21 protein-coding genes and 1 pseudogene are annotated in these 24,812 nt (G+C 44.8%); 14 read left to right on the forward strand and 8 right to left on the reverse strand.

The genetic code is table 11. The features are described 5' to 3' along the window. Window positions 1-61: 61 nt before the first annotated feature. Entirely contained in the window at window positions 62-829 is a 768-nt protein-coding gene (locus NDI33_RS17005; protein ID WP_190678672.1) for a phycocyanobilin:ferredoxin oxidoreductase, read from the reverse strand. 131 nt (window positions 830-960) lie between these two features. On the opposite strand from NDI33_RS17005, the gene NDI33_RS17010 reads away from it, so the two are divergent. Both NDI33_RS17010 and tatA read left to right on the forward strand, forming a co-directional pair. Next, a complete protein-coding gene (locus NDI33_RS17010; protein WP_190678674.1) occupies window positions 961-2,379 on the forward strand; it encodes a serine/threonine-protein kinase in 1,419 nt (472 codons plus the stop codon). A 40-nt stretch (window positions 2,380-2,419) separates the two neighbouring features. After that, the gene (gene tatA / locus NDI33_RS17015) at window positions 2,420-2,596 is read left to right on the forward strand and encodes a twin-arginine translocase TatA/TatE family subunit (protein WP_190412322.1); all 177 of its coding nucleotides are present in this window, start codon (window positions 2,420-2,422) and stop codon (window positions 2,594-2,596) included. A 53-nt stretch (window positions 2,597-2,649) separates the two neighbouring features. On the opposite strand, the gene cphA is transcribed toward tatA, so the two are convergent. After that, entirely contained in the window at window positions 2,650-5,346 is a 2,697-nt protein-coding gene (gene cphA, locus NDI33_RS17020; protein ID WP_190429450.1) for a cyanophycin synthetase, read from the reverse strand. Window positions 5,347-5,614: 268 nt separating this feature from the next. Next, on the reverse strand, window positions 5,615-6,466 hold the full coding sequence (locus NDI33_RS17025) for a cyanophycinase (RefSeq protein WP_190412853.1): 852 nt from the start codon (window positions 6,464-6,466) through the stop codon (window positions 5,615-5,617). Window positions 6,467-6,894: 428 nt separating this feature from the next. Here NDI33_RS17025 and trmD point away from each other — a divergent pair. The 3 genes and pseudogenes from trmD to NDI33_RS17040 form a co-directional block, all read left to right on the forward strand. Beyond that, window positions 6,895-7,578: pseudogene (gene trmD, locus NDI33_RS17030) on the forward strand (tRNA (guanosine(37)-N1)-methyltransferase TrmD); the annotation flags it as partial. 27 nt (window positions 7,579-7,605) lie between these two features. After that, window positions 7,606-8,193 (forward strand): DUF1517 domain-containing protein, encoded by a 588-nt coding sequence (locus tag NDI33_RS17035; RefSeq protein ID WP_242033277.1) that lies wholly within the window; start codon window positions 7,606-7,608, stop codon window positions 8,191-8,193. A gap of 116 nt (window positions 8,194-8,309) precedes the next feature. Then, complete coding sequence (locus tag NDI33_RS17040) at window positions 8,310-9,560, forward strand: PQQ-binding-like beta-propeller repeat protein (protein ID WP_190678677.1); 1,251 nt, start codon at window positions 8,310-8,312, stop codon at window positions 9,558-9,560. A 595-nt stretch (window positions 9,561-10,155) separates the two neighbouring features. Here NDI33_RS17040 and NDI33_RS17045 read toward each other — a convergent pair. Continuing rightward, window positions 10,156-10,335 carry a hypothetical protein gene (locus NDI33_RS17045; protein WP_190678679.1) on the reverse strand — a complete coding sequence of 60 codons (180 nt, stop codon included), beginning with the start codon at window positions 10,333-10,335 and terminating at the stop codon, window positions 10,156-10,158. Between the two features lie 449 nt (window positions 10,336-10,784). Next, on the reverse strand, window positions 10,785-11,963 hold the full coding sequence (locus tag NDI33_RS17050) for a tetratricopeptide repeat protein (protein WP_190678681.1): 1,179 nt from the start codon (window positions 11,961-11,963) through the stop codon (window positions 10,785-10,787). Between the two features lie 543 nt (window positions 11,964-12,506). Here NDI33_RS17050 and NDI33_RS17055 point away from each other — a divergent pair. The 8 genes from NDI33_RS17055 to NDI33_RS17090 all read left to right on the forward strand — a co-directional run bounded on the left by NDI33_RS17055 (window position 12,507) and on the right by NDI33_RS17090 (window position 20,471). Further along, window positions 12,507-13,775, forward strand: coding sequence for a DUF1517 domain-containing protein (locus tag NDI33_RS17055; RefSeq protein WP_190678683.1), 1,269 nt, complete (start codon window positions 12,507-12,509; stop codon window positions 13,773-13,775). Between the two features lie 204 nt (window positions 13,776-13,979). Beyond that, complete coding sequence (gene ispF, locus NDI33_RS17060) at window positions 13,980-14,465, forward strand: 2-C-methyl-D-erythritol 2,4-cyclodiphosphate synthase (RefSeq protein ID WP_190678685.1); 486 nt, start codon at window positions 13,980-13,982, stop codon at window positions 14,463-14,465. Window positions 14,466-14,569: 104 nt separating this feature from the next. After that, the gene (locus NDI33_RS17065) at window positions 14,570-15,052 is read left to right on the forward strand and encodes a type I restriction enzyme HsdR N-terminal domain-containing protein (RefSeq protein WP_190536337.1); all 483 of its coding nucleotides are present in this window, start codon (window positions 14,570-14,572) and stop codon (window positions 15,050-15,052) included. After that, complete coding sequence (locus NDI33_RS17070; protein WP_190678686.1) at window positions 15,046-15,648, forward strand: PIN domain-containing protein; 603 nt, start codon at window positions 15,046-15,048, stop codon at window positions 15,646-15,648. The genes NDI33_RS17065 and NDI33_RS17070 overlap by 7 nt, the downstream gene beginning before the upstream one ends. A gap of 31 nt (window positions 15,649-15,679) precedes the next feature. After that, the gene (locus NDI33_RS17075; protein ID WP_190528708.1) at window positions 15,680-17,479 is read left to right on the forward strand and encodes an ABC transporter substrate-binding protein; all 1,800 of its coding nucleotides are present in this window, start codon (window positions 15,680-15,682) and stop codon (window positions 17,477-17,479) included. Then, a complete protein-coding gene (locus NDI33_RS17080) occupies window positions 17,442-19,310 on the forward strand; it encodes an ABC transporter substrate-binding protein (RefSeq protein WP_190678688.1) in 1,869 nt (622 codons plus the stop codon). The genes NDI33_RS17075 and NDI33_RS17080 overlap by 38 nt, the downstream gene beginning before the upstream one ends. A 58-nt stretch (window positions 19,311-19,368) precedes the next feature. Beyond that, window positions 19,369-20,151 (forward strand): nickel pincer cofactor biosynthesis protein LarB, encoded by a 783-nt coding sequence (larB, locus tag NDI33_RS17085; RefSeq protein WP_190528712.1) that lies wholly within the window; start codon window positions 19,369-19,371, stop codon window positions 20,149-20,151. A gap of 101 nt (window positions 20,152-20,252) precedes the next feature. Beyond that, the gene (locus NDI33_RS17090; protein WP_190434334.1) at window positions 20,253-20,471 is read left to right on the forward strand and encodes a hypothetical protein; all 219 of its coding nucleotides are present in this window, start codon (window positions 20,253-20,255) and stop codon (window positions 20,469-20,471) included. A 138-nt stretch (window positions 20,472-20,609) separates the two neighbouring features. On the opposite strand, the gene NDI33_RS17095 is transcribed toward NDI33_RS17090, so the two are convergent. Next, a complete protein-coding gene (locus NDI33_RS17095) occupies window positions 20,610-21,179 on the reverse strand; it encodes an HdeD family acid-resistance protein (RefSeq protein ID WP_190430537.1) in 570 nt (189 codons plus the stop codon). 679 nt (window positions 21,180-21,858) lie between these two features. On the opposite strand from NDI33_RS17095, the gene NDI33_RS17100 reads away from it, so the two are divergent. Beyond that, window positions 21,859-22,053, forward strand: coding sequence for a hypothetical protein (locus NDI33_RS17100; RefSeq protein ID WP_190678690.1), 195 nt, complete (start codon window positions 21,859-21,861; stop codon window positions 22,051-22,053). Window positions 22,054-22,312: 259 nt separating this feature from the next. Here NDI33_RS17100 and NDI33_RS17105 read toward each other — a convergent pair whose 3' ends face one another. Both NDI33_RS17105 and NDI33_RS17110 read right to left on the reverse strand, forming a co-directional pair. Continuing rightward, window positions 22,313-23,254 carry a hypothetical protein gene (locus tag NDI33_RS17105; RefSeq protein ID WP_190678692.1) on the reverse strand — a complete coding sequence of 314 codons (942 nt, stop codon included), beginning with the start codon at window positions 23,252-23,254 and terminating at the stop codon, window positions 22,313-22,315. An 8-nt stretch (window positions 23,255-23,262) separates the two neighbouring features. Continuing rightward, a complete protein-coding gene (locus NDI33_RS17110) occupies window positions 23,263-24,738 on the reverse strand; it encodes an AAA family ATPase (protein WP_190678694.1) in 1,476 nt (491 codons plus the stop codon). Window positions 24,739-24,812 lie beyond the last annotated feature (74 nt).

A 24,812-nucleotide genomic window follows, 5' to 3' on the forward strand; every position in this document is an offset into this window, starting at 1 on the left:
ATTTTTATTAATTAATCTTAAGAGGTAGGCATCAATCTGGCGAGGGAATCTTACTAGCAGATTAAGCACTCGGTAAGTCAAACAGAACGGTCGTCATGTAATGTTCTGCCCACTCCTCGCCAAAGGCTTTTTCTAGCACTCGACGCGTTTTGTCGTTTTGCTGCTGTTGGGTGCAGTAGTTGCGTTGACCCTGCAAAATTTCAGCTTGCTGTTCGGCAGAAACGGGTTTGGCGGCTTTGGCATTAACACAATGAATTTCTAAAAACGCCTCGACGCGAGAGAGAAACTGGGTTTCTTCCTCTGGATTACTGGGTCGAATAAAGATGCAGAATTCTGAAAAGATTGCGCCCCAAGCGGGTAGTTCGCGCGGTTGGGAAAATTGAAGGGCTGGTAGTGCCTGAAGTTCAGCGGTATAGTTTGCCGGTAAGGTGCGTGAAGCGTAGTTATCCGCGCTAGCGGAATCGCTGCTTGTAGGAGAAAGATCGGCGATCGCGGCACTAATCTGTCCCCGTCCCCCGACTAAATCGCAGCCAAACATTGGCAGCGCGTATTCTGGACGCGGAAACATCACGCAATGCAAAATATCCAGCATTGTGCCGACTTTTGCCAATTCCAGGTGCATTTTGCGGAACTGCGGCGACTGGTAGCAGCGATTTTCAATCGTTAGCTTTTCACCTTCTAATCGCCCTTCCACATACCCCAACTCTTCTGGCAGGTGGTAGGGAGAAAGGTCGAGATGGCGGTGCCAAACTGCCTCGATAGTGTCCGCTAAATTGCGAATCAGAGGGTGTTGTTGTTCGCGTAGGGAAGGCTTAGAAGTTTCGAGCATTTTTTTAAAATTTGTTTTCTTTAGCGTACAAGAATCCAGTAATAAAGGCAGGTAGGTTAAGGATATCAGCTTGCCACGCGCGATAACCCAGAGTTATAACAACAGCTAATAGCTAGGGGCAGGCGATAAGTATGAAGGGTGAAGTCTTTGGCGATCGCTACCAAATCGAACAACAGCTTGGAAAACGCGCTGGAAGACGCACACTCCTAGCGCGTGACCAAAAAACGCAACAATTAGTAATAATCAAACTATTGACTTTTGGCAGTGATTTTGAGTGGGAGCATCTTAAGTTATTTGAACGGGAAGCGGAAACTTTAAAATCTTTGACACATCCAGCTATTCCGCGCTACCTGGATTATTTTGAGCTAAATTCACCGAACTACAAAGGATTTGCCCTCGTCCAAACCTACGTGGAAGGGAAATCTCTAGAGGAACATCTCAAAGGAGGACGAACTTTCAGCGAAGCAGATATCAAGCAAATTAGCACTGCAATTCTCGAAATTCTCAACTATTTGCATAGTCGTCAACCTCCAGTTATCCACCGAGATATTAAACCCAGCAATATTTTATTAACCAGCCGTTCTGGTAATAATGTTGGCGGAGTTTATTTAGTTGATTTTGGGGCGGTGCAGACTCTCGCCGCCAGGGAAGGCGGGACAATTACAGTTGTGGGAACTTATGGTTATATGCCGCCAGAACAATTTGGCGGACGTGCAGTTCCCGCATCCGATATTTACAGTCTAGGCGCAACTTTAATTTATCTGGCAACAGGTCAACATCCTGCTGATTTACCTCAAACAGATAACCTGCAAATTAAATTTGAAAAAACTGCCAATCTCAGTCCTGTTTTAATCAATTGGTTAAAGCGGATGACACATCCCAGCTTAAATCGACGCTTGGCTTCTGCTAGTGAAGCACTACAAGCATTAAAACAAGAACATCCAACAGCAGATAGCTTTCCTCTAGTTGTCAAGAAACCAACTGGTAGCAAAATTTCACTGACTAAAAATGCAGATTTTATTAAAATTAGTATCCCTCCGAAGGGACTTACTGCTTCTACGATAGGGTTGTGCTTTTTTGCGATCGCTTGGAATTCATTCATCTTCGTGTGGACAAGCTCTGTCCTATTTGCACCACTAGGCTTCAACTTGTTTATGGTGTTGTTTTCACTACCCTTTTGGTTTGCTGGCGTGAGTATGAGCTGGCAGATTCTCTTTGCGTTATTTGGACGATCGCAGCTTTATAGCAATCAAAAGCAAATTTCACTGACATGGGAAATATTTGGATTTAAATTCCATCGTCCTCGTCCAGCATTGAGACAGGATATTAACAGGTTGGTATACATCCCGAAACACCATAAAAAAGACTCAGAAGGAAACCGGGTTGATGTTCCAGGCAAAATCATTATTGAGGCAGGATTAAGGCAGTATGAACTTAACGCTGAGAGTGGCGGCATCCATGAAGCGGAACTCGAATGGTTAACCCAAGAACTTAGCGAATGGTTGGAAATACCCATTACAAGAGATTATCTTCCTCCAGGCGCTCGATAGTCTCCTATAGTTGATTGTGGATAGTTCGCAGGAAACGGGTATGTTTGGTTTAGGATGGCCTGAAGTGGGAGTAATCGCGATCGCAGCGATTTTAATTTTCGGTCCCAAAAAGATTCCCGAACTGGGAAGTTCGCTGGGTAAGACTTTACGCGGCTTCAAGGACGGAGTAAGGGGCGTGGACGAGGAACCATCAGATGAAAATCAAGACCTCAAATAACGGGTAGGGACACGGCATTGCCGTGTCCCTACAAATACATAACTGATGAGCGTTTAAAGGGTCTGTGCTACAGACGCCTTCAAGCTATTTTGATTTTCTATCGACGGTGCAACCGGCTGATGTCCGTTTTCCCCTTGAGGGCGACGCGCCTCAATTAAGCTAATCGCACGGGTGACGCTTTCTGGCAAAATGACCACCAAACTGCCTTCTGGAGCTTGCTCCAGCGCCGTATTTATGGCGGTCGTCTCATCCAGAATGGTTTCATAGCGGGAATCTGGCTTTTCTTGCTGAATTCCCTGAGAGATTAAGGCAGCTGCCTCACCGCGAGGACGCCCCCGCGTATCATCATCTTCCTTGATGATGATGCGGTCAAACATATTAGCCGAGAGTATGCCCAGAGTAACGAAATCTTCGTCGCGGCGATCGCCAGGGCCACCCACCACACCAATTCTCTCACCAGGCCAGTTGCGGACAAAACCACCTAACGCCTCATAGCTGGCTGCATTGTGAGCATAATCGATCAGAGCATTATATTTGCCCATCTCGAACATATTCATCCGTCCTGGTGTCTGAGCAGTTGAAGCGCGGAACGTATTTAAGCCCTGACGAATTTCCTCAATCTTCACCCCTTCCGCAAAAGCCGCCAAACTCGCCGCTAGCGCGTTGGCAATCTGAAAAGGTGCCCGTGCCCCCATCGTCAGCGGCACATTCACCGCTTGTTCAATCCGTAGTACCCAATCTCCCTTCAAAATCGACAAATAGCCATTTTCATAAGCCGCTGCCAAACCGCCCCGACGGGTATGTTCTCGCACCAGCTCATTTTCTGGATTCATGGTGAAATAAGCCACTTGTCCTTGCACCCGCCGCGCCATCGCTGCTACTAAGGGATCGTCGGCGTTCAGGACGGCATAGCCTTCTGGCATCACCGATTCCACCACGACGCTCTTGAGATGAGCCATATCTTCGATCGTTTCAATATCGCCAATTCCCAGGTGGTCGGCAGCCACGTTTAAGACGACACCCACATCAGAAGCACTGAAGGCTAAACCAGAGCGGAGAATCCCTCCCCGCGCCGTTTCTAGCACCGCCACTTCTACTGTGGGATCTGAAAGAATCAGCTGGGCACTTTGAGGGCCGGTGTTATCCCCCGGTTCCACCATATAATCCCCAATGTAAGTGCCATCGGTGGTAGTGTAGCCAATCGTTTTCCCCGTCTGCTTGAAGATGTGGGCAATTAGACGAGTCGTTGTTGTTTTACCGTTGGTGCCAGTAATGGAAATGATGGGAACGCGAGTGGGCGCTCCAGGCGGAAAGAGCATATCTAGCACTGGGGCAGCTACATTTCGCGGCAAACCCTGGCTGGGACAAACGTGCATCCGGAATCCGGGGGCGGCGTTCACCTCAACAATCACCCCATCCATTTCTCGCAAGGGTTTGCTGATATCGGATGTCACCACATCAATTCCAGCAATATCCAACCCGATAATCTTGGCGACTCGTTCGCAAAGCCAGATATTTTCGGGATGGATCTCGTCAGTCCGGTCAACAGCAATCCCGCCAGTGCTGAGGTTGGCGGTTGCCCGCAGATAACAAATCTCTCCGGCGGGTAGCACGGTCTCCAGGGTATACCCCTGCCGTTGCAACAGCGTGAAGGTGGTGCGATCTACTTCAATTTTGGTGAGGATGTTATCGTGCCCTTCACCCCGATGGGGATCGCTATTGGTTAGCTCAATCAATTGCTCGATGCTGGATGTGCCATCTCCTACCACATGGGCGGGGACTCGTTCCGCAACTGCCACCAATTTGCCGTTGACCACCAATACTCGGTGGTCGCTTCCAGTATAGTAGCGTTCAACAATCACCGAGCGAGTTTTAGAAGCACTCTTGGCAGCATCATAGGCTTCTTCTGCTTGTTGGAAGTCGGTGATATTGATAGTAATGCCCCGTCCGTGGTTGCCGTCGAGGGGCTTGAGGACGATTGGGTATCCCCCCACCTCTTGAATGGCGTCTTCAAGTTCGTCCAGGTAGTGAATTACCGTGCCGCGCGGAACCGGCACCCCGGCTTGGCGCAACATTTTTTTGGTGCCTTCTTTGTCGGAGGCAAGTTCGACACCCAAAATGCTAGAGTGGTTGCTCAAAGTCGCCTGCATCCGCTTCTGGTAGACGCCATACCCTATCTGAATCATGGCGCGAACGCTTAAAGGCATCCAGGGAATTCCCCGCGCTTCGGCTTCTTTGACAATGGTTTCGGTGCTGGGACCGAGGGCAGCAGCCCGTGCGAAATCCCTCAGGTCTTTGAGATCCTGTGCTAACTCCTGAGCGGAGTAGGTGCCGGTGTCTACAATACTCTGACAAAGGCGCACGGCGGCTCTGGAGGCATAGCGACCGGCTTGTTCATCGTGGTACTCAATGACCACCTGGTAAATGCCTGGGGTGGCTGTTTCGCGGGTACGACCAAAGCCAGATGGCATCCCAGCGAGTTCCTGGAGTTCTAGGGCAACGTGTTCGATGATGTGTCCCATCATCGTGCCTTCTTTGACTCGGCTCAAGAAACCACCTCGACAGCCAGGGGAACAGAAGTGTTCTTCCAGACTTGGCAGCACCTGGATTAATCCCTCGTAGAAGCCAGGAATCTGATTGGATGGCTTTTCTGCAAGTTCTTCTAAATCTAGGCGCATGACGACCAATTTTTGCCGTCGAATACTCCAGTAGTTGGGACCCCGTAATGTCTGGATTTTTAAAATTCTCATGGCTACTTTTGCGGGTGATTCAGAGGATGTGGGCTGTCGAATCGCGGGTAGGGACGAAGATGCAAGCGATTTCACATCTGCTGCTTTTAAGAGAAAACTTTGCCAGAAAGGCTTCGCCCTTACTGAATCCGCTGCTACTTTAAGCAATTCCCTAGTTTCCAGCTTTAAAAAGTCACTAGACTGTTCTCCACGAACAGTTTTTTGCCAAAAAGGCAATCATGACAAGTTTTAAATTTGGAATTGAAGTACCGCTAGTAATATTCACTCATCAGCCATCGGGTAGCAGGATGACTCGCTGGTGTAAATGGTAGCGATCGCCATAACTGAGAATATGCAACCGTAGATTGAAAATACTAATCGGGTCGGTTGCTCCCACTAAAGATTGATTCGTGTGAGATATCTCCCCAGGATCGACGATAGACACGGTGCCTTTACCGACTACCTGCAAAAGACCATCTGCCTCCACTAAGGCGCAGGTATCTTCGTCAATCCCGATCCCTAATTTGTCTGGATGAGCCGAAATCGCACTAATTAGACGCGCCATGCGATTGCGATTGTGAAAGTGTTGATCTACGATCACATCCGGTAAAATCCCTAACCCTAGCGTCATATCGACTAGGGAACGATTGGGAGACTCGCCGCTACCACCTCCCGCAATCATATGATGTCCCATCACCGCCGCTCCTGCACTGGTTCCTGCCAGCGTAATCTCTCCCAGTTGCGCGCGGTATCGGACTCTTTCCATAAATGGCGTCTCGCCAAGCAGTCCACAGAGTCGCAGTTGATCGCCTCCAGTCATGAAAACCCCTGTACACTCTTCAATGTACTCCTGCATCAAGGGATCGTAACTCTGCTCCCGTTCGCGGATATCTAACACTTTCACGACTTTCGCACCCATTTCTTGAAAGATGGTGAGGTAGCGATCGCCAATCACCGCAGGTTCTCTGGATGCTGACGGAATAATCGCAATGCAGGCATCAGTCGAGCCAGCACGATTAAAAAAGGTTTGTAATATCTCTCGTCCGTGAACTTTGTCTTCCGCACCGCCGATCACCATGATGGCGGTTTTCGTTGATTGGGGCATCCTCTGTACTAAGGATTGAGGTTCTAACTGAAGCATCATGTTGCTCTTGACCATAGGGTGATATCGAATACTATCGTTCTGCCAGTTGATAGGAATGCTAATTTATCCTGATGCATGGTTCTTGCTCAACTCTCTCTAACCCCCTTGCTCACCAGGACAATCCCTACTTTCACGCTTGTCAATCGTCTCAATTTCCTTATCAATCTTTCTGGCAGCCGTTCCATCAACATCACCAAACAATTTAATTGTTTTTCTAGGTTGTTGAGTAACAAACGTTACAGATCGCCCCTACTTTGTCGCTTTTGGGCTTAATCCTATATGCATAATGCCAGATCGAGTCAACTTTTTTTATAAAATATTTAACATTATCTTGCGATTAGGGATACCGGGTAGTGGGTAATCGGTAGGAATTCGTAGGGAATGGGTAAAATCAACCTACTACTTAACTATCACCGACTTCTGCTGTGCGATTTGATATTGTTACTCTTTTTCCAGATTTTTTCTCCTCTCCTCTGAGTTCGGGACTGTTAGGGAAAGCTTTAGCCAAACAGATTGCTTCTGTGCATCTGATCGATCCCCGTAACTTTGCCACCGATAAACACCGCCGCGTGGATGATGAGCCTTACGGCGGCGGAGTAGGGATGTTGATGAAGCCAGAGCCGATATTTGGTGCTGTGGAGTCACTGCCAGTTCTAGCCAGACGCGAGACGATCCTGATGACGCCGCAGGGAGAACCGATGAAGCAACCGCTGTTTCGAGAATTGGCAGCCAATTATGACCAATTGGTAATTATTTGCGGTCATTATGAAGGTGTCGATGAGCGGGTGCTGAATTTGGTGACACGGGAGGTATCTTTAGGGGATTTTGTCTTGACTTGTGGAGAAATCCCGGCGCTGGCACTACTCAACGGCACCATTCGCCTACTACCGGGAACGGTGGGGAAGGAAGAGTCTTTAAAAGCAGAAAGTTTCGAGGCGGGGTTGTTAGATTATCCTCAATACACCCGTCCTGCTGACTTTCGCGGGTGGAAGGTGCCGGATGTTTTACTATCGGGGAATCATGCGGAGATTGAACGCTGGCGGCGAGACAGACAAATCGAGAGAACGCGCGATCGCCGTCCCGATTTATTTGCTGCTTGGTTGCAAGATTCCAGTTCCAACCAAAAACCAAAAACCATGAATCAGAATGAGCTTGAAAATGATATCGTCACCGTTAGCACACTACAGATAGCGCTAACAGCCCAAGCTGGTACGATTCAATCAAAATTGTCTCAATTAAGTCTTACGGCTAATACTCAAACCCAGGAAGGGTTGATGCAGCTACTACAAGCATCTGTGCAAGCACTGCTAGAAAATTCCGAATGCTGGACTCATGTGTTGGGGAGTTCACAGACAGTTTCTAGTCGGGAGGAAGCTGAAACAGTCTTCAACAAACTTTCGTTACAAGAACGTAGCAAATTTACGGCTGAAACCCTCTCTAACGTAGATGGCAAAGTTACCCAGCAACAAGTTGAACTCGATCCAGATGAAGAACAACCTGCATACATCGTCGTAACATTGCTAATCGGCACGGCTGACGATCAGCCGTTATTTGAAAACCTCAATTCTGCACATACTGTAAAGCTTGCTTTAGAGAAAGTTACAGCCATCAGCCTCGACTATCTAATGGTGTTTGAACTACTCTGGAGTCCTCAGGTAGAAACTGATGCACTTACTCAAGAGGAACTTTTGAGCGAGTACCGTGACCTGGTAGCGATCGCTTAATCTCAAGTTTTACAACTGACTGCTTGCAGGCTAAAAAGCTTAAATTATGGAGAAAATCAGCCGGGTTTAGTTTGTTCCAAATTATGATTTTCTCAGGTTGAAGTGGAGTCGTCCCGGTGTTTAAAAAGCTTTTCAAATATGTACTGGTAGGTGTAGTGCTGGTGCTGGGCTACCACGCGATCGCTTCTGCCATTAGTGCGGCATCGACTCGTCAGCCTGTGTGGTCAGTAAACCTACACGCTAGTACGGCACTAATCCCTACAGAAAGCCGATTGCTCGTGCCAACGGGGAATACAAAGCCTTCAGCTCTTCAATCCCTCGATCCTGCCACAGGGAAGGTGCAATGGCAGAGTCAGCAGCCGATTGGCAGGGTGTTTGCTGTAGAGGGTAATACTATCTATGCCAGCGATTTTGGGGCACTGTCGCTGGTTGACGATCCCAAAAACCTGGTGACGCTTGATGCCAACACAGGGAAAACAAAAGCAGTATTGCCACTGGACAATCCAGACTTTGAGGGAGCGATCGGAGTATTTCAGGGAGCCTTCATTCTCAACAGTTATGTCAAACAGGGAGTAGAAAGCGATCGCAACGAAATTTCTGCCCGGACTCCAGATAAACTGCTCTGGAAGTTTGTCACCCCCAAAGACAGTATGGTTTCTACCTTTGAGAGTGTAGACTCCAAATCGCCCGTGGTTCAAAATGGGGTAGTCTTTTTGCCCATCTTAATTAATCCCAGTACGCCCCAAAGAGGATACCAACTCACCGGGTTGGATGCCGCTACAGGCAAAGTCCTCTGGACTTGGAACACCTCAGCTGAGCTAACGGATGTCACAGTTTTAGGAGACACTGTATATCCGGCAGTGTATAGCAAAGACCGTGCAGGAAAGGAACCTGGTTGGGTCAAGGCACTCGATTTAAAAACGGGTAAGGAACGCTGGACTCATACAATGCGGGGCGGTGAAGCCAAAATAGCTAGCGATCGCGAAGTATTCATTTGGGATGGTGATGCTAAAACAAGTACGCGATTTGTCGTTCTGGAGCGACAGACGGGTGCCATGCGTCGGCAATTTACCTTATCGCGCCAGGATGACCGGGAACCCAGACCCATCGCTCTGGCGAATAATATTATCTATACAGGTGATATGGAGATCGAAGGTTTTAGCGCTCTCGGTTTCTATGGTTCAGCAAAGAACCATAGTCGGGTGAATGCATTCGATGCGACAAGCGGACAACTGGTTTGGCACACTCCGCTCCTCCGTGAAAGCCATATTTATCGATTTGTTCTCAATGGCGATCGCCTATTCTTAAGCAGTAACGCTGTGGGAAATGATGTCAAGAGTGTTGTGCAGTCCTTTTCCACTCGCTAGAACTAGCCATCGCCCCAAAGAATAGCTTCTAGGTTAATTTGTGGATAGTTTATAGCAATCATAAATAATTTCTAAACGCGAGATACCCGACTTTTCTAACAAGTCAGGTATCTAAACTGCTGGCATCTCAAAACTCAAATAGAATTGCTATATTGCCACAAACATCTCTGCCGTACTAGAGAATTAATAATCGCGATTATTAATCACTCTCTGAGTTAGTCATCAGTCATCTTGCCAGTCCAGAGCAAGTGAATCGAACCTGATAGCCAATACAATAACATTATCCCTATGTTGGAATAGTCATGGGTACAAAATCCTTCAAAAATAATAAGCATGCCTGCTGCGACACCATATGCACCCAAAATCCGCAAAGTTATCGATTGGCTGCGCGGGAAAAAACATAAGATTGCACTGAGGAAGCATATCACTATAATTGCGCTTGCAAACAACAAAAATCCTAGTCGCATTTCAGGAGGCAAAATAAGAAGGATATCGAACATCCTTGTTAGGAGATATATCCCAGGAATGACACAGAGTGTTCCCAGTATTTTCCACCAAATTCTATTCATTTAAACCCCTATTTAAATTGTACAAATTACATTTGCTTTGGAATCGACAAAAGGGTAGTGCTACCGCCAGTGGCTCCTCCCCCTGTTGCTGATGCAACCGCTCCAGTAACTCCGTCCACAATGATTTGCAGCAGTTTAGCTACGATACAGGCAACTAACCATTGCCACAAAAGTTTCTTCCATGCCAAAGATTTGTCTATCGTCATTATTGATCGCTCTTTGAGTTAGTCATCTTGCCACTCCAGATCAAGTAAATCGAACCGGGTAGCCAAAAAAACAAAGTTATCCCTAGTTTGGAATAGTCACCGGTACGAAATCCTTCAACAATATTGAATATGGATGCTGCGATCCCATACCCGCCCAGAATTCGCAAACTAATCCAATGGCTGCGCGGGAAAAAGCACAAGCTTGCACTGACGAAGCATATCCCTATCAATCCGCTTCCCCATAAGAAGGATTCCAATCGCCTTTCAGGAGGCAAAGCAGGAAGGATATCGAACATCTTTGTCAGGAGATGAATCCCGGCAATGGCACAGAGTGTTCCCAGGACTTTCCACCAAAATCTTTTCATTTAAATTACTGTTGAGAATGTCCAATTACATTCTGACTTGAGGTGTCAGATGATACAGCAGTTGCACTAAACTACAACCCATATCTATCGTCTACTACCTCCCTGTTGATTAATCTGAGACTTTCTAAGTTTTTCTGACTGTTGCAAGCTCTGGCGGGCATCTGCATCATTGGGGTTGAGTTTCAGGGATTGCTTAAAAGCTGCGATCGCTTCTGGTAACTTTTTCTGTTTCATCAAAGCTATTCCCAAAAAATAATAGATGTCTCCGTCTTTATCTTTATCTTTGGATTTCAGTTCAATGCCTCTGCGGTAGATAGCAACTGCTTCATTTAATTTGTTTTGTTTAACCAGAACCTGTCCCAACTCTTGATAAGCATTTGTATAGAAAGGATAGAGTTCAATCGCTTTGCGGTAAGCCACAATCGCCTCATCTAATCGGTTTTGTTCAGCCAGTATCCACCCCAGCCCCTCGTAAGGCAGATGATAATTAGGTACAACCTGAATTGATTTTTTGTAGGCAGCAATGGCTTCCTCTGGTTTTTTTTGTACAGTAAAAGCGTCACCTAAACGCAGGTATGTCAGGTTGGCATTGGGTTCTAATTCAATCGAGCGACGATATGCGTCTACTGCCTCATTGGTTTTTCCGCTTGCCAGCAGGACGTTACCTAGCAAGTAGTATGCATCGTCGTTCTTCGGTTCTAGCTCAAGAGCTTTGCGAAAACTTGTCTCTGCTTCGTTCCATTGACCTTCATAAGTTAAGGCAAGCCCCAACCATAGATGATTCTTGGCTTTTGCGGGTTGCTGTTCGGCGGAAGAGCGACAATGCACGATCGCTTTTGCACTTTCTCGTTGTTCAACTAACGCAAAACACAGACCATAGCGGGCCTCAACCAACTTTGGGTCAAGTTGCAGAGCTTTGTTATAAGCTAATACAGCTTCGCTGAGCATCTTCGGTTTAGATAATAGCCACTGCCATGCCAAAGATTGTTGTTGTAACTGGTTAGCGATCCGAATCCCTTTACCTGAACTTTCCCAAAACGTCATGTAGGCATCGCCAAGTTTGAGAAAGGCTTGAGGATCGGTAGGCGTCACTTGAGTCTTTTGGCGATAGATAGCAATCTTTTCTTGATCTGCCTGCACCTGCGATAAGGTCTGGTAGTCTCGCAAAAAAAACCAAGCATGGTAAGCTCCTACCGCTAGACCTAAACCTATAATCGAGAAAATAAGAATTTTTCGAGGTTGCTTCAATTTTGAAAGCATCATTATTTTCAAATATTTACTGACTCGGATGCAAGCTAAGCGCATTTCCGCCACAAGAGCGATCGCTAACACGGTTAATTAAGGCTTAAAACTCATTTAGGAGTAATGGCGCTGACTTAAGTTTAACTTTATCCGTAGATCCGCCCTGAAATAATTTTTGGGCTAATCGCTAAAGTTAGCTAAAGCTATCTGGATAATGATTCCAACCTATTTCAAATGGTTTTCGGAATGAAACTGTAAATTTATTTTACGGTTTTTGATTCAGTGCGATTTGCTTGAGGAGTGCGATAGTTTTCAACATTATTGATGAGTGGTTCAAGCGCTTAGAAGGATATTCGTGAAAGTATCCCAGGTTTAAGATTTGGGATGCTTGTGTCAGTTTCCCAGAAGGTGTGAGTAGAGAAAAACGTCATTTCTGCGACAGTCTATTGATAAATTAATCTAAAGATATCCGCACGTTGACTTCGACCTTTCCGTCTTAATCTTCTATCTCGACAATAGCGATAAGAAAAAGCTAGCGTAGAGGAGAAGAATGGAACGGCGAAAATGCTACGAAACGTAAAACTTCAGTTGCTTTGGGCTACAGTCCTGAGTTTCACGGTAGTCAACAGTGTGAATATTCATCTGCCCATCGGCAATCAAGAAACCGGGCTGAAGATTGGCAATGAAGCCGAGGCTAGAAGTAGTGGCGGACGAAGCGGTGGCGGCTCTTTTCGCTCTTCACCGTCGCGTTCTAGTTCCAGTCCCAGTCGCTCCAGTAGCGGGAGTAGCTCCGCTCCCAGATACTCTACACCGTCGCAGCCCAGTAGGGGCAATACAGGTGGACGAGCAGGCGGCGGCTCTTTTCAAAGAACCACTCCCCCGCCGTCCTCAGTGAGAACTCAACCGACGCGCCCGAACTCGTCTTGGAATGAACCTTACTATAGACAACCGGGAAGCACTGTCATCGTGCCGGTTCCCGTTGCACCGCCGCCCGTTTATACCTATCCCAATAGCGTTCCGCCGAATTATTATCCCAATAACGTTCCTGCGAATCAATCAACGTACCCTCAAACTGTACCGGGAACGGCAAATTCTGTTCCCGCTCAAGTACCAACCAATTCTGGCTATTCTTCTAACGCTACTAACTCATCGAGTGACTTTCCTTGGCTTTTCTTATTAATGTTGTTGGCAGTTGGGAGTATTGGGCTTTGGGCTTATTTCATCTTTTTGAAGAAGAAGGGTGGGAGTGCGGCTCAAGAGCTAGAGAATGATACGGTTACGGTCAGTAAGATACAGGTGGCGTTGCTGGCTCAAGCTCGAAGCATTCAATCTCAGCTGACGGAACTGAGCCTGAATGTTGATACCGATACTTCAGAGGAATTGGTGCAGCTGCTACAAGAATCAGCTTTGGCATTATTGCGATCGCCCGAAAATTGGACTCATGTTCTAGCGAGTTCGCAGACGGTGAAAAGTCGAGAGGACGCCGAGGCAATTTTCAACCAAGTTTCTATACAAGAACGCAGCAAATTTAGTGCGGAAACCCTTACAAATGTGGGTGGTAGAGTCAGACAACAAAAACCCGCGATGCCTGACTTGGATGATGGCCCAGCAGCTTATATTGTGGTCACGTTGCTCGTCGGAACAGCGGATGACAAGCCGTTATTTGAAGAAATTCGCACCGCTGAAGCTTTGAAGTCAGCTTTAGAGAAAGTAGCGTCCATCTCCCCTGACTACCTGATGGTGTTTGAACTGCTATGGAGTCCCCAAGCGGAAACCGATAGCCTTACCTACGATGAGCTATTAACTGAATACACGGATATGGCGCAGATATAGTCGCAGCGTTTAGTCCTACCGCTTGCAAAAGTCCTTCGATGCCCTCAGACTGTAAGTTTGGGGCTATACAAACAAAGCCTGCCGACCCAGGCTTCAAGCCGAAATAATTTTATAGTCTCGCGTTGCGCGGACTTCGTTTGTGTAGCTGCGGCTTCGAGTCGCCAAGCCAAGTATTTTTGCTGAAATTTTGCTGAAAACGGATAAATGGCTAAGATTCGCATCGGAAACGGTTACGATATTCACCGCTTAGTTACTGGGCGTCCTTTAATTCTGGGAGGAGTGAAGATTGAGCATGAATTAGGATTGCTGGGGCACAGCGATGCCGATGTGCTGACTCATGCGATTATGGATGCGATGCTCGGTGCCCTGAGTTTAGGCGATATTGGTCATTATTTTCCCCCGACAGATCCCCAGTGGGCAGGGGCTGATAGTCTGGAACTGCTCAAGCAGGTGCATCAGCTAATTCGGGAACGAGGTTGGCAAATTGAGAATATTGACTCAGTAGTAGTGGCAGAACGTCCGAAACTGAAGCCGCATATTGAGAAGATGCGCGATCGCTTATCCGATGTCCTAGAATTAAAACCCGACCAAATAGGCATCAAAGCCACTACAAATGAAAAATTAGACTCAGTTGGGCGCGAAGAGGGTATCGCAGCTTATGCTGTAGCCTTACTGGTAGCTTCCGATTAACTTGGCTCAAACCTATCGAGTCAAAAGGTTGAAAATGTCTAGGATAGGAATGAACGAGAGGCGGATAAGACAGAGACTCTCAACGCGCTGGGAGCATTAAGGCAATGGAAGCTGGAAGATTTGAACTTACTCAGGGCGATTCTCTTGTTGATATTATTGCCTGCAACCCTGAAGGGCAAACGGTTCTAGTAGTTGAAGTCAAAGCTACTAAACTCAAAGATAGTAAAGCCAAACAATGGGCGATCGAGAAACTAAAATCCTACCTGCAAGCGGCGAACACGAAAATTCCCTTTGCCATGCTGGCTGACCTTGAAAACATTGAGATTTTTCAAGGGGACGGGGCTAATTTATCGGAACCCGTTAGCGTACTTAAGACTGCTACAGTGCTTAATCATTACGACCCCGAATTTAGCAGCAAACGGATATTTGGGCCATACCATCAGACACTCGTTGAAGCTTGGCTGCGAGACTTAGCCTATCACTGGAAGTCGGAAACCCCGCCAGGATCGGAAGAATTGGCAACCATCGGTTTGTTGCAGGTGCTGGAAGATGGAGATACTTACTCTGAAGGTGGCGCTTCTTGGTAATACTTTACGTTGAGACAAATTTCTTGATGAGCATTGCCACAGGACGCGACTCCCAAGCGAATACTTTGCTAGAGAATCCGACCACATCAGTCCAGATAGCGATACCAAGTATTTGCTGCATGGAAGCTCTCTCTGCATTAGAGGATGAACTGAAGCGCCGCAATCGTTTTATGGATGAACTAAAAAAACAAATCAGCCAGTTACGTCGAGATATCACCTCATCCCACGCCCAGTCTCTCCTTTCTCATTTACAACAGGCCTTAATTGAGAATCAGGCGCTATTCAATGATGTCGAAAACCGTCTCTTTCAAGCCCTCGATCATCTCAACACCAAGGCAGAGATAATTCCCTTAACTGGCGATATGCTTCAGGCAAGCTTAGATACACGTTTTATCAACAAAGACCCAACGGATAACTTGATTTTGCACTGCATTCTTAATCATGCACGGCTGCATACCACAGATAGGAAAGTGTTCCTCAGCGCCAATGTTAAAGAATTTAATCCGCCGGAAGTTCAAGCCGCTTTGCGTGATGCTGGCGCGGATAAATATTTTAGCCGCACACAGGATTTCCTCGGTTGGTTAGAGTCTCAGTAAGTTTTAATTAATACTCGTACAGACAATCATTATGAAATTATCTGCAACTATTCCCCTAATCTGGCGTCGTTTGTTCGCTGTCATGCTGGCAATGATAAGCGCGATCGCGCTCCATAGCTGTAGCCTGAATCAATTTAATACAAAAGCCGCTCAGGTGCCGCAGTTGGTGGACAGTATTCTGCAAGATCCAAAAACTTTTAACTATGTTCTAAGTCAAGAATCACCCAACGTTTTTAGCTTAATTTACGAAGGGTTAATTACTGAAAACGGCAATGGTGAACTTGAACCCGCCTTAGCTGAATCTTGGGAAGTCGCCCCAGACAAAAAGCGAATTGTTTTTACCATGCGGGAGGGCTTGAAATGGTCTGATGGTCAACCACTGACCGTTGATGATGTCATCTTTACTTACAATGAACTCTATTTCAACGAAAAAATTCCTACTGATATTAGAGACATTCTAAAGATTGGCAAAGATCGCCTGCTGCCTACTGTCCGTAAACTTGATGAACGACGGGTTGAATTTACAGTTCCAGAACCTTTTGCCCCGTTTTTGCGCTACACCGGACTTGCAATTTTACCTGCTCATGCGCTGCGAGAATCCATTGTCACTACAGATTCAGATGGAAAACCCAAGTTTCTGTCTAGCTGGGGAATCGACACCGATCCCAAAAAAATTATTGTCAATGGAATGTATCAGCTAGAAAACTATCAAACTAGCGAGCGGGTGACATTTCGACGAAATCCCTATTACTGGCGCAAGGATACTCAGGGTAATCAACAGCCATATATCGATCGCATTGTCTGGCAAATTGTCGAAAATACCGACACATCTTTTATCCAATATCGTTCTGGCGGTTTAGATACTCTAGGGATCGCGCCGGAATATTATTCTCTCCTTAAGCAAGAAGAAAATCGGGGAAAATTTAAAATTTACACGGGTGGCCCAGAACTCAGCACGACTTTTTTGGTTTTCAATTTAAATAAAGCCAAAAATTCTCAAAATCAGCCTCTCGTAGACCCAATTAAGTCTCGCTGGTTCAATAAGCTTGAGTTTCGCCAAGCGGTTGCTCACGCCATCGACCGTCAGAAAATGCTGAACAATCTCTATCGAGGGCTGGGAGAACCGCAAAACTCACCGATTTATAAGCAAAGTCCTTACTATTTATCCCCAGAGCAAGGTCTCAAAGTCTACGACTATAATCCAGAAAAGGCGAAAGAATTGCTGCGAAAAGCTGGATTTAAATATAACCCACAGGGTCAACTTTTCGATGCAGATGGCAATCGAGTTCGTTTTAGTATGCTGACCAATTCAGGGAATAAGCTGCGGGAGGCTATCGGTGCTCAGATTAAAGAAGACCTTGGCGCAGTTGGGATTCAGGTAGACTTTAATGCGATTAACTTCAATACGTTGATTGAAAAAGTTTATACCCAACGGAAATGGGATAGCTATATTGGCAAAATTGGCGGTGGCGGTATTGAGCCAAATGGTGGGGCAAACACTTGGACAACTAAAGGGGGTTTACACACTTTTAACCTAGGACCGCAAGCTGGAGAACCTCCGCTGAAGGGTTGGGAGGTTGATGACTGGGAATTGGCAATCGAAAACCTTTACATTAAAGGTGCCAGCGAACTTGATGAAAGTAAGCGGCGAGAAATATATGTCGAAAGCCAACGCATTACCCAGGAAAATTTACCCTTTATTTATCTGGTAAATCCGCTTTCAATGGAGGCAGTGCGCGATCGCGTTCAGGGCGTTAAATTCTCTGCCCTTGGTGGAGCCTTCTGGAATCTTTATGAACTCAAAGTCGCAGAAAACAAAAACATTCCGTAAACAAGGCAAAAAACAATTGGGCGCAGGGAAAAGAAAGATTAATTTCCTGCTTCCTCTTTTTCTATCTTTTTGCTTTTTGCTTTTCCCTTTTGCTTTATTCGGCTGTCACCCAACTTTACTTAAATCTCAGGCAACTGAGAAAGTATCCCAGTTGGTGACAGCCACATTAAGCGATCCCAAAACTTTTAATTGGGTACTTAATCAAGAATTTCCCCATGTTTTTCTATTCACTTACGAAGGATTAACGTCTGAAAATAGCGTTACGGGTGAAATTGAGCCTGCATTAGCTGAATCTTGGGAAATATCAGAGGATAAACGGCGAATCGTTTTTACCCTCCGAGAAGGATTGAAATGGTCAGATGGTCATTCACTGACAGCGGATGATGTTGTCTTCACGTATGAAGATGTGGTTCTTAATAAAGAGATTCTTACCGATGCCAGAGATAGTCTAAAAATTGGTACATCTGGTGCTTTTCCGCAAGTCAGAAAGCTAGATGCACGGCGGGTTGAATTTATTTTGCCAGAACCCTTTGCTCCTTTTTTGCGAACTACGACCGGCTCAAAAAGCGATGCGATCGTGATTTTGCCAAAACACGCCCTTGAGGACGCGGTAAAGTCGAAAAACTCAGAGGAAAAACCCAGGTTGATGTCTATCTGGGGAGTGGATACCAATCCAGCGGAAATAATTGTTAATGGCCCTTATAAAATAGAAAGTTACACCACTAGCGAACGGGTCGTATTTCGGCGTAACCCGTATTACTGGCGACGAGATGTACAAGGCAATCAGTTGCCTTACATCGATCGGATCGTGTGGCAAATTACGGAAAATATGGATACTCAGCTGCTTCAGTTCCGCTCTAATGGTTTAGATACGACTGACGGGTGGGGGCGATTGCGTCCTGAAGATTTTCCACTTTTAAAGCAAGAAGAAAAGCGCGGAAAATTTACAGTTTATACAGGTGGACCGCGATCGGGCACGACTTTTATTTCTTTTAATCTAAATAAAGGACGCCGGAACGGACGCCCTTTGATCGATCCAGTTAAATCTCGCTGGTTCAATAATCTATCATTCAGACAAGCGGTTGCTTATGCCATCGATCGGCAAGCGATGATTAACAACACTTTGCGCGGTCTGGGTGAAATGCAAAATTCACCAATTTCTGTACAAAGCTCTTACTATATAACTTCGGCAGAAGGTCTGAAAGTATACGAATATAATCCCGAAAAATCTAAGAAATTACTATTAAGCGCAGGGTTTAAATATAATAATCAAGGTCAGTTGTTAGACGCTGATGGAAATCGGGTGCAGTTTACATTAATAACGAATGCTGAAAATCAAACCCGCGTGTCACTGGGAGCGCAAATTAAGCAAAGTTTGAGCCAAATTGGCATTCAAGTAGATTTTACCCCAATTGCCTTCAACACGCTTGTAGATAAACTCGCAAACACTTTAGATTGGGAATGTTATTTGCTCGGTTTTACTGGCGGCATTGAACCCCATAATGGGGCGAATGTCTGGTTGCCAGATGGCGGGTTACACAGCTTCAATCAGGATGCTGTGTCGGGGTCAAAGCCGATTCAGGGTCGAGAGGTGGCTGCTTGGGAGGCGGAAATTGGGCGTCTGTACATTAAAGCTGCCCAAGAATTAGATGAGGTCAAGCGCAAAGAAATCTATGCCCAAACTCAACGGATTACGCAGGAATATTTGCCGATGATTTATCTAGTCAACCCGCTGTCAATGTCAGCCGTGCGCGATCGCGTTACCGGCATCAAATACTCTTCTCTTGGCGGTGCCCTCTGGAATGTTTATGAGCTGAAAGTGACCGATTAACGGCAAAATTTACATCGCCAATTCTTGTTTTTGCATTTTCTATCCTTAATTTGAAGTCGTGACTCAACCTGAAGCTTTGCAATCCTTATTAGCAGCGGTTGCCGCTGGTGACGTTAGCCCAGAAGCAGCGTTAGAAAAACTCAAGCATTTTGCCTTTGAACCCGTGGGCGATTTTGCCAAAATTGACCATCACCGCACCTTGCGAACGGGTTTTCCAGAGGTGATTTGGGGGCCAGGAAAAACACCCGAACAGATTGCGGGGATTATGGAGGCGATGCGATCGCGCAACCCTGTCGTCATGGCAACGCGGATTGAACCGGCGGTTTATGCCCAGTTGCAGGAAAAAGTAGCAGGTCTCCAATATTACGCTTCGGCGCGAATCTGTGCCATTTCTCCTGCCACTCTAGAACCCCAGTATTCGGGCACAATTGCCATCCTCTGTGCCGGTACTGCCGATTTATCCGTCGCTGAGGAAGCAGCGGTTACAGCAGAACTTTGTGGCTTCCAGGTGCAGCGCCTCTGGGATGTCGGCGTCGCGGGTATCCACCGCCTGTTAAGTAACCGTCACGTCATTGAATCGGCGAATGTGCTAATCGTCGTTGCCGGGATGGAAGGTGCTTTACCCAGCGTCGTCGCTGGTTTGGCTGATTGTCCCGTGATTGCAGTTCCCACCAGTGTCGGCTATGGTGCGAGTTTCGGCGGACTTGCGCCACTCCTGACAATGCTAAACTCTTGTGCAGCAGGGGTGGGCGTAGTGAATATTGATAATGGCTTCGGTGCGGCTATCTTAGCTGGACAAATTTTGAGAACGGCGCACAAACTGAAATCATCTGAGCAGTAGATTGGTACTGCCCGCTCATGCTATGCGGGCGAGCAAATCACTTATATGCTGTTTAATGATGGAGAGATTTTGATGATATTTTTACCCATCAGCGAAACCCGATGCCTACCTCCAAGACAGAATCAAAGCAACTTCTAGAACGCTTAATTTTTGAAGATGAACGTCCTAAAGATTGGGTACAAGATGTTTGGGGATTGAGTCCCACTTTGGGAGAAAGTGCTGCAAAATTGTTAGAAGTTTTTGAAGCGTTGATTGAGTGCTGTCCTGAAGAGAAGTTAGAAAATTTATTGCAAACTTTGTATCAGGATTCGCTTGAGTAATTATTTGAATTAAGGACGCGATCGCACTCTTCCTGAGATAAAAGCGATCACCATCAGGATGCGATCGCTTCTAGGGAACTTGCGGGCAATTATTCTTAATACATTACCCGCCTTACACCTGACCACAGCGCTTTAGGCTTAAGCAGCTTGGTTAGACTCATTCAAGGCAGAACGCTTATTCAGCGATAGCATCACGCGAGAAACTCCTGTGGACAGAACGCTGGCACCCACCAGGGTTCCAATCAACCAAGGGGCATTGAAGGGCCACTGGAACCAAATCATTGCGCCCAACACCAGCGTAATGATGCCGTCTGTCAGTACCCATGTCCAATTCTGTTGCGGACGCACCCGGAATGCCAGGATCAGGTTAAATACACCTTCGGTCAGCAAAAAGCTACCTAGCAACAGAGTCAGCGTCAGGACACCTGTTAAGGGGTAGAAAAATAGCATCACGCCTGTAGCAATGTAGAGGGCGCTCAACAGGAGTTTCCAAATGAAACCTCCTTGCTCGCGGGTTTGAAAGGCATATACTGCCTTGGTCGCTCCCGCACTCGCTAAGATCAAAGCAATCCAAGTCTCAGCGACAATTGTCGAGACATTCGGTACAGCGATCGCAACTATCCCCAAAACAATCAGTAGAGCGCCAGTCAAAAGCGATCCATTAATACCTTTGTTCTTGTTGATATCAGTAGAAACGTCGGTTGTCATACAAATTTTTTTTCTATGCACGAGTGGGCTATATGTTCAGGCTAAGAAATTTCTCATGAACTGGATAGAACCTTAAGGTAGACCACCCCGCCATACCAAGCTCTACCCCCTGATATAGTTTGCGATCGCACTTTCCCGACAATTAATCCCGTCAATTTATGGGAGCGATCGCTTAGCTGTGTTAGACGGTGTTGAGCTTGAATTGACAGCAGAGCAAATTTTTGGCTGGTTGAGAATGAGAAGTTAATTGGTTAGGGTTGTCGTGCGGAAGCGATCGCACCTTTATTCTGATTATATGTGTTCAGCTTGCAAATAATTTCATTCAGAGCTGTACTAAACAATGTCACTATTCGCTCCAACCTAATGGCAATCGCACTTTTCCCTTTATTCATTTGCGCGATTTGTTATGCAACGCTTCGCTAACGTACTCTTCTTGAGAGCGCATTCCCGCTTACATACAACTTTACTCAAAGCTTCCAGCGCTGGTCTTTACTTTTTGTAGTCTGAGGATGTTAGTTGCAATTCAAGCTTGTAGTTAATTGAGCTTTACTTATCATAATTTGATAGTGAAAGTAGCAAATTAATCGGCAGCAGAACCACTTTCTCATATAATAATTTCAGAGATTTACATGACTTTTAGAGGCTCTTGACTAGGCAAATATTCATACACTCCTAACTTATGAACGAACCGAAAAATAGCAAAGCTCCTCAATGGGGCAAAATCCTTGTCACTATTGGATTAGGAATGCTCGCAGTATCAATTGTACTGGTCTTCCTGGGAATTTCAGGTGCGGTGTTGCATAACGTACTACAACTGGGTGGAATTGCAGTTGCAGTAGTTGGTTTCATCTTGTGGAAAGTTGTCAAGGTTTGATTCAAACAACGTATGCTCGCATCTTTATCGCGATTTATTTAAGCGATCGCGCCTTGACTTGAATTTATGGGAGCGATTGCAGTAAAGATGCGATCGCATTTACCGGAATTGCAGGCGACTTGATTCAGGGCTGCACCACACAGAGTTTACATCTACTCTATGTGACAGCATTGCTGCCTGCAATCCTTAATGTGAATGAGCGAGTTTTAAAATTAACTGATAAATCAAGCTTTGTGAACTTTGCTTATCCTGTGCATAATTAAACAAATTCATATAGGGTTTTCAAAAAAAAAGGAATATGGTATTTAGGGTCACTACTTTGTTCTGAATAAAATCTTCCTATCTCTAACGAAATTTGCTCCCTAAATGCTTCGTGTGTACGAGTCCATTCGCTACAGGGCTGAACTTTATTCCAATAATCCTTAGCTTTTTTGATTGTTAATAAAGCTAGGACTAACTCATTTTTCTCCCTATCATCTTTGGAATTTTTAAACTGATATTTCCATGACTTTCCTAATTTTTCTATTTCACTACAATCTAATCCAGGACAACAACTAATACGATCAACTGCTCTTGGTAAATTATTCTTTAAGTCAATGTCACTAATAATTGCATCTGCCATATCAACATACATATCTTTAAGTACGATAGGGTTTTCATTATAGAGGGGAGAAGTAGAAAATTTATTGAATAATGATTGAAGCTCAGGTATTAAAAAATATGCTTCTTTATGAATTAACCCTGTAACCCATATACGATGAGATGCTGCATTTCCATCGTTTATTTTGAATTTATTATAAAGAGCGTGGAAAATTTCTTCTGTATCTGCAAAACTGTAATCGTGAATATTTTGTATTTGTAGATCTAGATCTATAATTGCAAAAAGTTTATCGGGATGTAAATAGGAACTACTACTGTCTTGATTATGTAAGTTTAAGAGAGTGGAATAAGTGTCTATTACATCTTTACGATCTCCACAGTTGAAAAATTGGGGCAGCTTCTGACTCCACCATCTTGGAACACATGCCTTATAAAAGTTTGCATCTGGCATATGCTCCATGTTTTTATATGATTGAGGCGATGGTCTACCCTGAGTTTTTTGAATCTCACCTTCACATATTACAACAATTTTATTTTTAATTTTAGAAGATTGAATAATGGTTCGACAGTGTTTCTCTAGTTGTTCTGGACTAAGGCTCATATCCGGTATTAGGCTTCTTGTTTTAGCAGTTTAGGCTCTAGTTCCTTAACATGAGCAGGTGTAACAGCTTGGCATAATTCGTATGAGTGGGTTGCAAGGATATACTGATTTGTTGGCGACCATTGCTTAAGATCGGCAATTATTTGATACTGCCAATCGGGATGAAAAGCGATTTCAATTTCATCCATTAAAACAATTGCGTTTCCTATGTTGTAATACTTTATCCACATATAAATACTAAGTCTTTTTAGCTCCCCGTGACTCAAATCTTCAGGATAAAGCTCCATATCCTCGCCATCCCTGTCTACTTTGAATGTTACTCCGGATAGATTAGTGTCTAAATTTATTTTTTTATTACTTAGTATTAAGTTTAAATCACTTACTAGCGTTTTATAACTATTCCCATAGTTACCTGTTTCTATAGCTTCTCTAAAATCTTTATCTCGAGCAGCTTTAAAAGATGCAATAAGGATATCTACTGCCAGGAAATCATAAGTAAAAAAACCTGTGAGTTTAGATTTTGCAGCTTCAAGTTGCGAATAATAATCATTTCCACTATTTTTATCTTTGAATAATAGTTTTCTAGACTCCTGAGATAAGAAAAGAAAAACTTGAGTAGCAGGAGCTGCAAGAAATACTTTTTGGGATAGCTCCTTCAAGAAACTTTCGACTTCTGTCATCTCTATATTATTAACCTGACAAAGCAAAACCTCTTCTTCTCCTTTGTTCTCATTAGCATAATAATTACATATGTAAATTAAGTTTTCGGATTGCAAGTATTTCATCACTCTTTGGATAATACGTTCTACTTCTTCACGTTCTTTAAAGAATCTGTCAAGATTTAAATTGCACACATCTAATATTCCTTGAAGCTCTTCTTGGAATTCTTCAACAGATTGTCTACTTCTGACAGGTGATATCATTTTATAATATCTCATATTGGATTCCTTGATCTCTTCAATTAGTTCTCTGAGACGAAACAACCGTTCGTCATGATTTTTAATTCCTTTGAGGATTTTCAATCGATTAATATCTCTTTCTAAAATGTGAATTTCTTTATGTAGTCTTGTGATATCCTTATTGATCGAATCCAATTTTTTTGAAGCTGAAAATTTTGGAAGTTCATCATCATACGCCTTATCCCTATTATTTAAATTTGATATATTATCAAAATAAGAATTTTTGTTGCAGAAAAATTTAAGTTGGATGACCTTATTATTATGAAAAATATCAATTATTGCTAATATTTTTTGATTTGAATCATTATTGCTCTTGAATCCATAAAGCATATTCTTCAAAAAAACTTTTTTATTGGATTCACCAGAACAGTGCAACAAAACAAAAATTAATTGTAGAAGTGTACTTTTTCCACCCCCATTTTGGCTACCTAATGGAAAAACAGTAGGAACAAATTCGTTTTCAAAAGTAATGTCTACGGCCTTTAAAACACGAAAATCCGGCACTTGAATTCGTAATAAATGCATAAAAATTCCTAGCGTTAGAGCTATCTTAAGCTACTGGATATGGTGGGCATTGCCCACCACAACCTTTGTGACCT

The organism is Trichocoleus sp. DQ-A1, assembly GCF_039961955.1.
Taxonomy (GTDB): domain Bacteria; phylum Cyanobacteriota; class Cyanobacteriia; order Cyanobacteriales; family FACHB-T130; genus FACHB-T130.

Coding starts and splice junctions, on each gene's coding strand:
- NDI33_RS17005 (WP_190678672.1), bottom strand. CDS start 829: ATGCTCGAAACTTCTAAGCCTTCCCTACGCGAACAACAACACCCTCTG.
- NDI33_RS17010 (WP_190678674.1), top strand. CDS start 961: ATGAAGGGTGAAGTCTTTGGCGATCGCTACCAAATCGAACAACAGCTT.
- tatA (WP_190412322.1), top strand. CDS start 2,420: ATGTTTGGTTTAGGATGGCCTGAAGTGGGAGTAATCGCGATCGCAGCG.
- cphA (WP_190429450.1), bottom strand. CDS start 5,346: ATGAGAATTTTAAAAATCCAGACATTACGGGGTCCCAACTACTGGAGT.
- NDI33_RS17025 (WP_190412853.1), bottom strand. CDS start 6,466: ATGCTTCAGTTAGAACCTCAATCCTTAGTACAGAGGATGCCCCAATCA.
- NDI33_RS17035 (WP_242033277.1), top strand. CDS start 7,606: ATGAATCAGAATGAGCTTGAAAATGATATCGTCACCGTTAGCACACTA.
- NDI33_RS17045 (WP_190678679.1), bottom strand. CDS start 10,335: ATGACGATAGACAAATCTTTGGCATGGAAGAAACTTTTGTGGCAATGG.
- NDI33_RS17050 (WP_190678681.1), bottom strand. CDS start 11,963: ATGATGCTTTCAAAATTGAAGCAACCTCGAAAAATTCTTATTTTCTCG.
- NDI33_RS17055 (WP_190678683.1), top strand. CDS start 12,507: ATGCTACGAAACGTAAAACTTCAGTTGCTTTGGGCTACAGTCCTGAGT.
- ispF (WP_190678685.1), top strand. CDS start 13,980: ATGGCTAAGATTCGCATCGGAAACGGTTACGATATTCACCGCTTAGTT.
- NDI33_RS17065 (WP_190536337.1), top strand. CDS start 14,570: ATGGAAGCTGGAAGATTTGAACTTACTCAGGGCGATTCTCTTGTTGAT.
- NDI33_RS17075 (WP_190528708.1), top strand. CDS start 15,680: ATGAAATTATCTGCAACTATTCCCCTAATCTGGCGTCGTTTGTTCGCT.
- NDI33_RS17080 (WP_190678688.1), top strand. CDS start 17,442: ATGAACTCAAAGTCGCAGAAAACAAAAACATTCCGTAAACAAGGCAAA.
- NDI33_RS17090 (WP_190434334.1), top strand. CDS start 20,253: ATGCCTACCTCCAAGACAGAATCAAAGCAACTTCTAGAACGCTTAATT.
- NDI33_RS17095 (WP_190430537.1), bottom strand. CDS start 21,179: ATGACAACCGACGTTTCTACTGATATCAACAAGAACAAAGGTATTAAT.
- NDI33_RS17100 (WP_190678690.1), top strand. CDS start 21,859: ATGAACGAACCGAAAAATAGCAAAGCTCCTCAATGGGGCAAAATCCTT.
- NDI33_RS17105 (WP_190678692.1), bottom strand. CDS start 23,254: ATGAGCCTTAGTCCAGAACAACTAGAGAAACACTGTCGAACCATTATT.
- NDI33_RS17110 (WP_190678694.1), bottom strand. CDS start 24,738: ATGCATTTATTACGAATTCAAGTGCCGGATTTTCGTGTTTTAAAGGCC.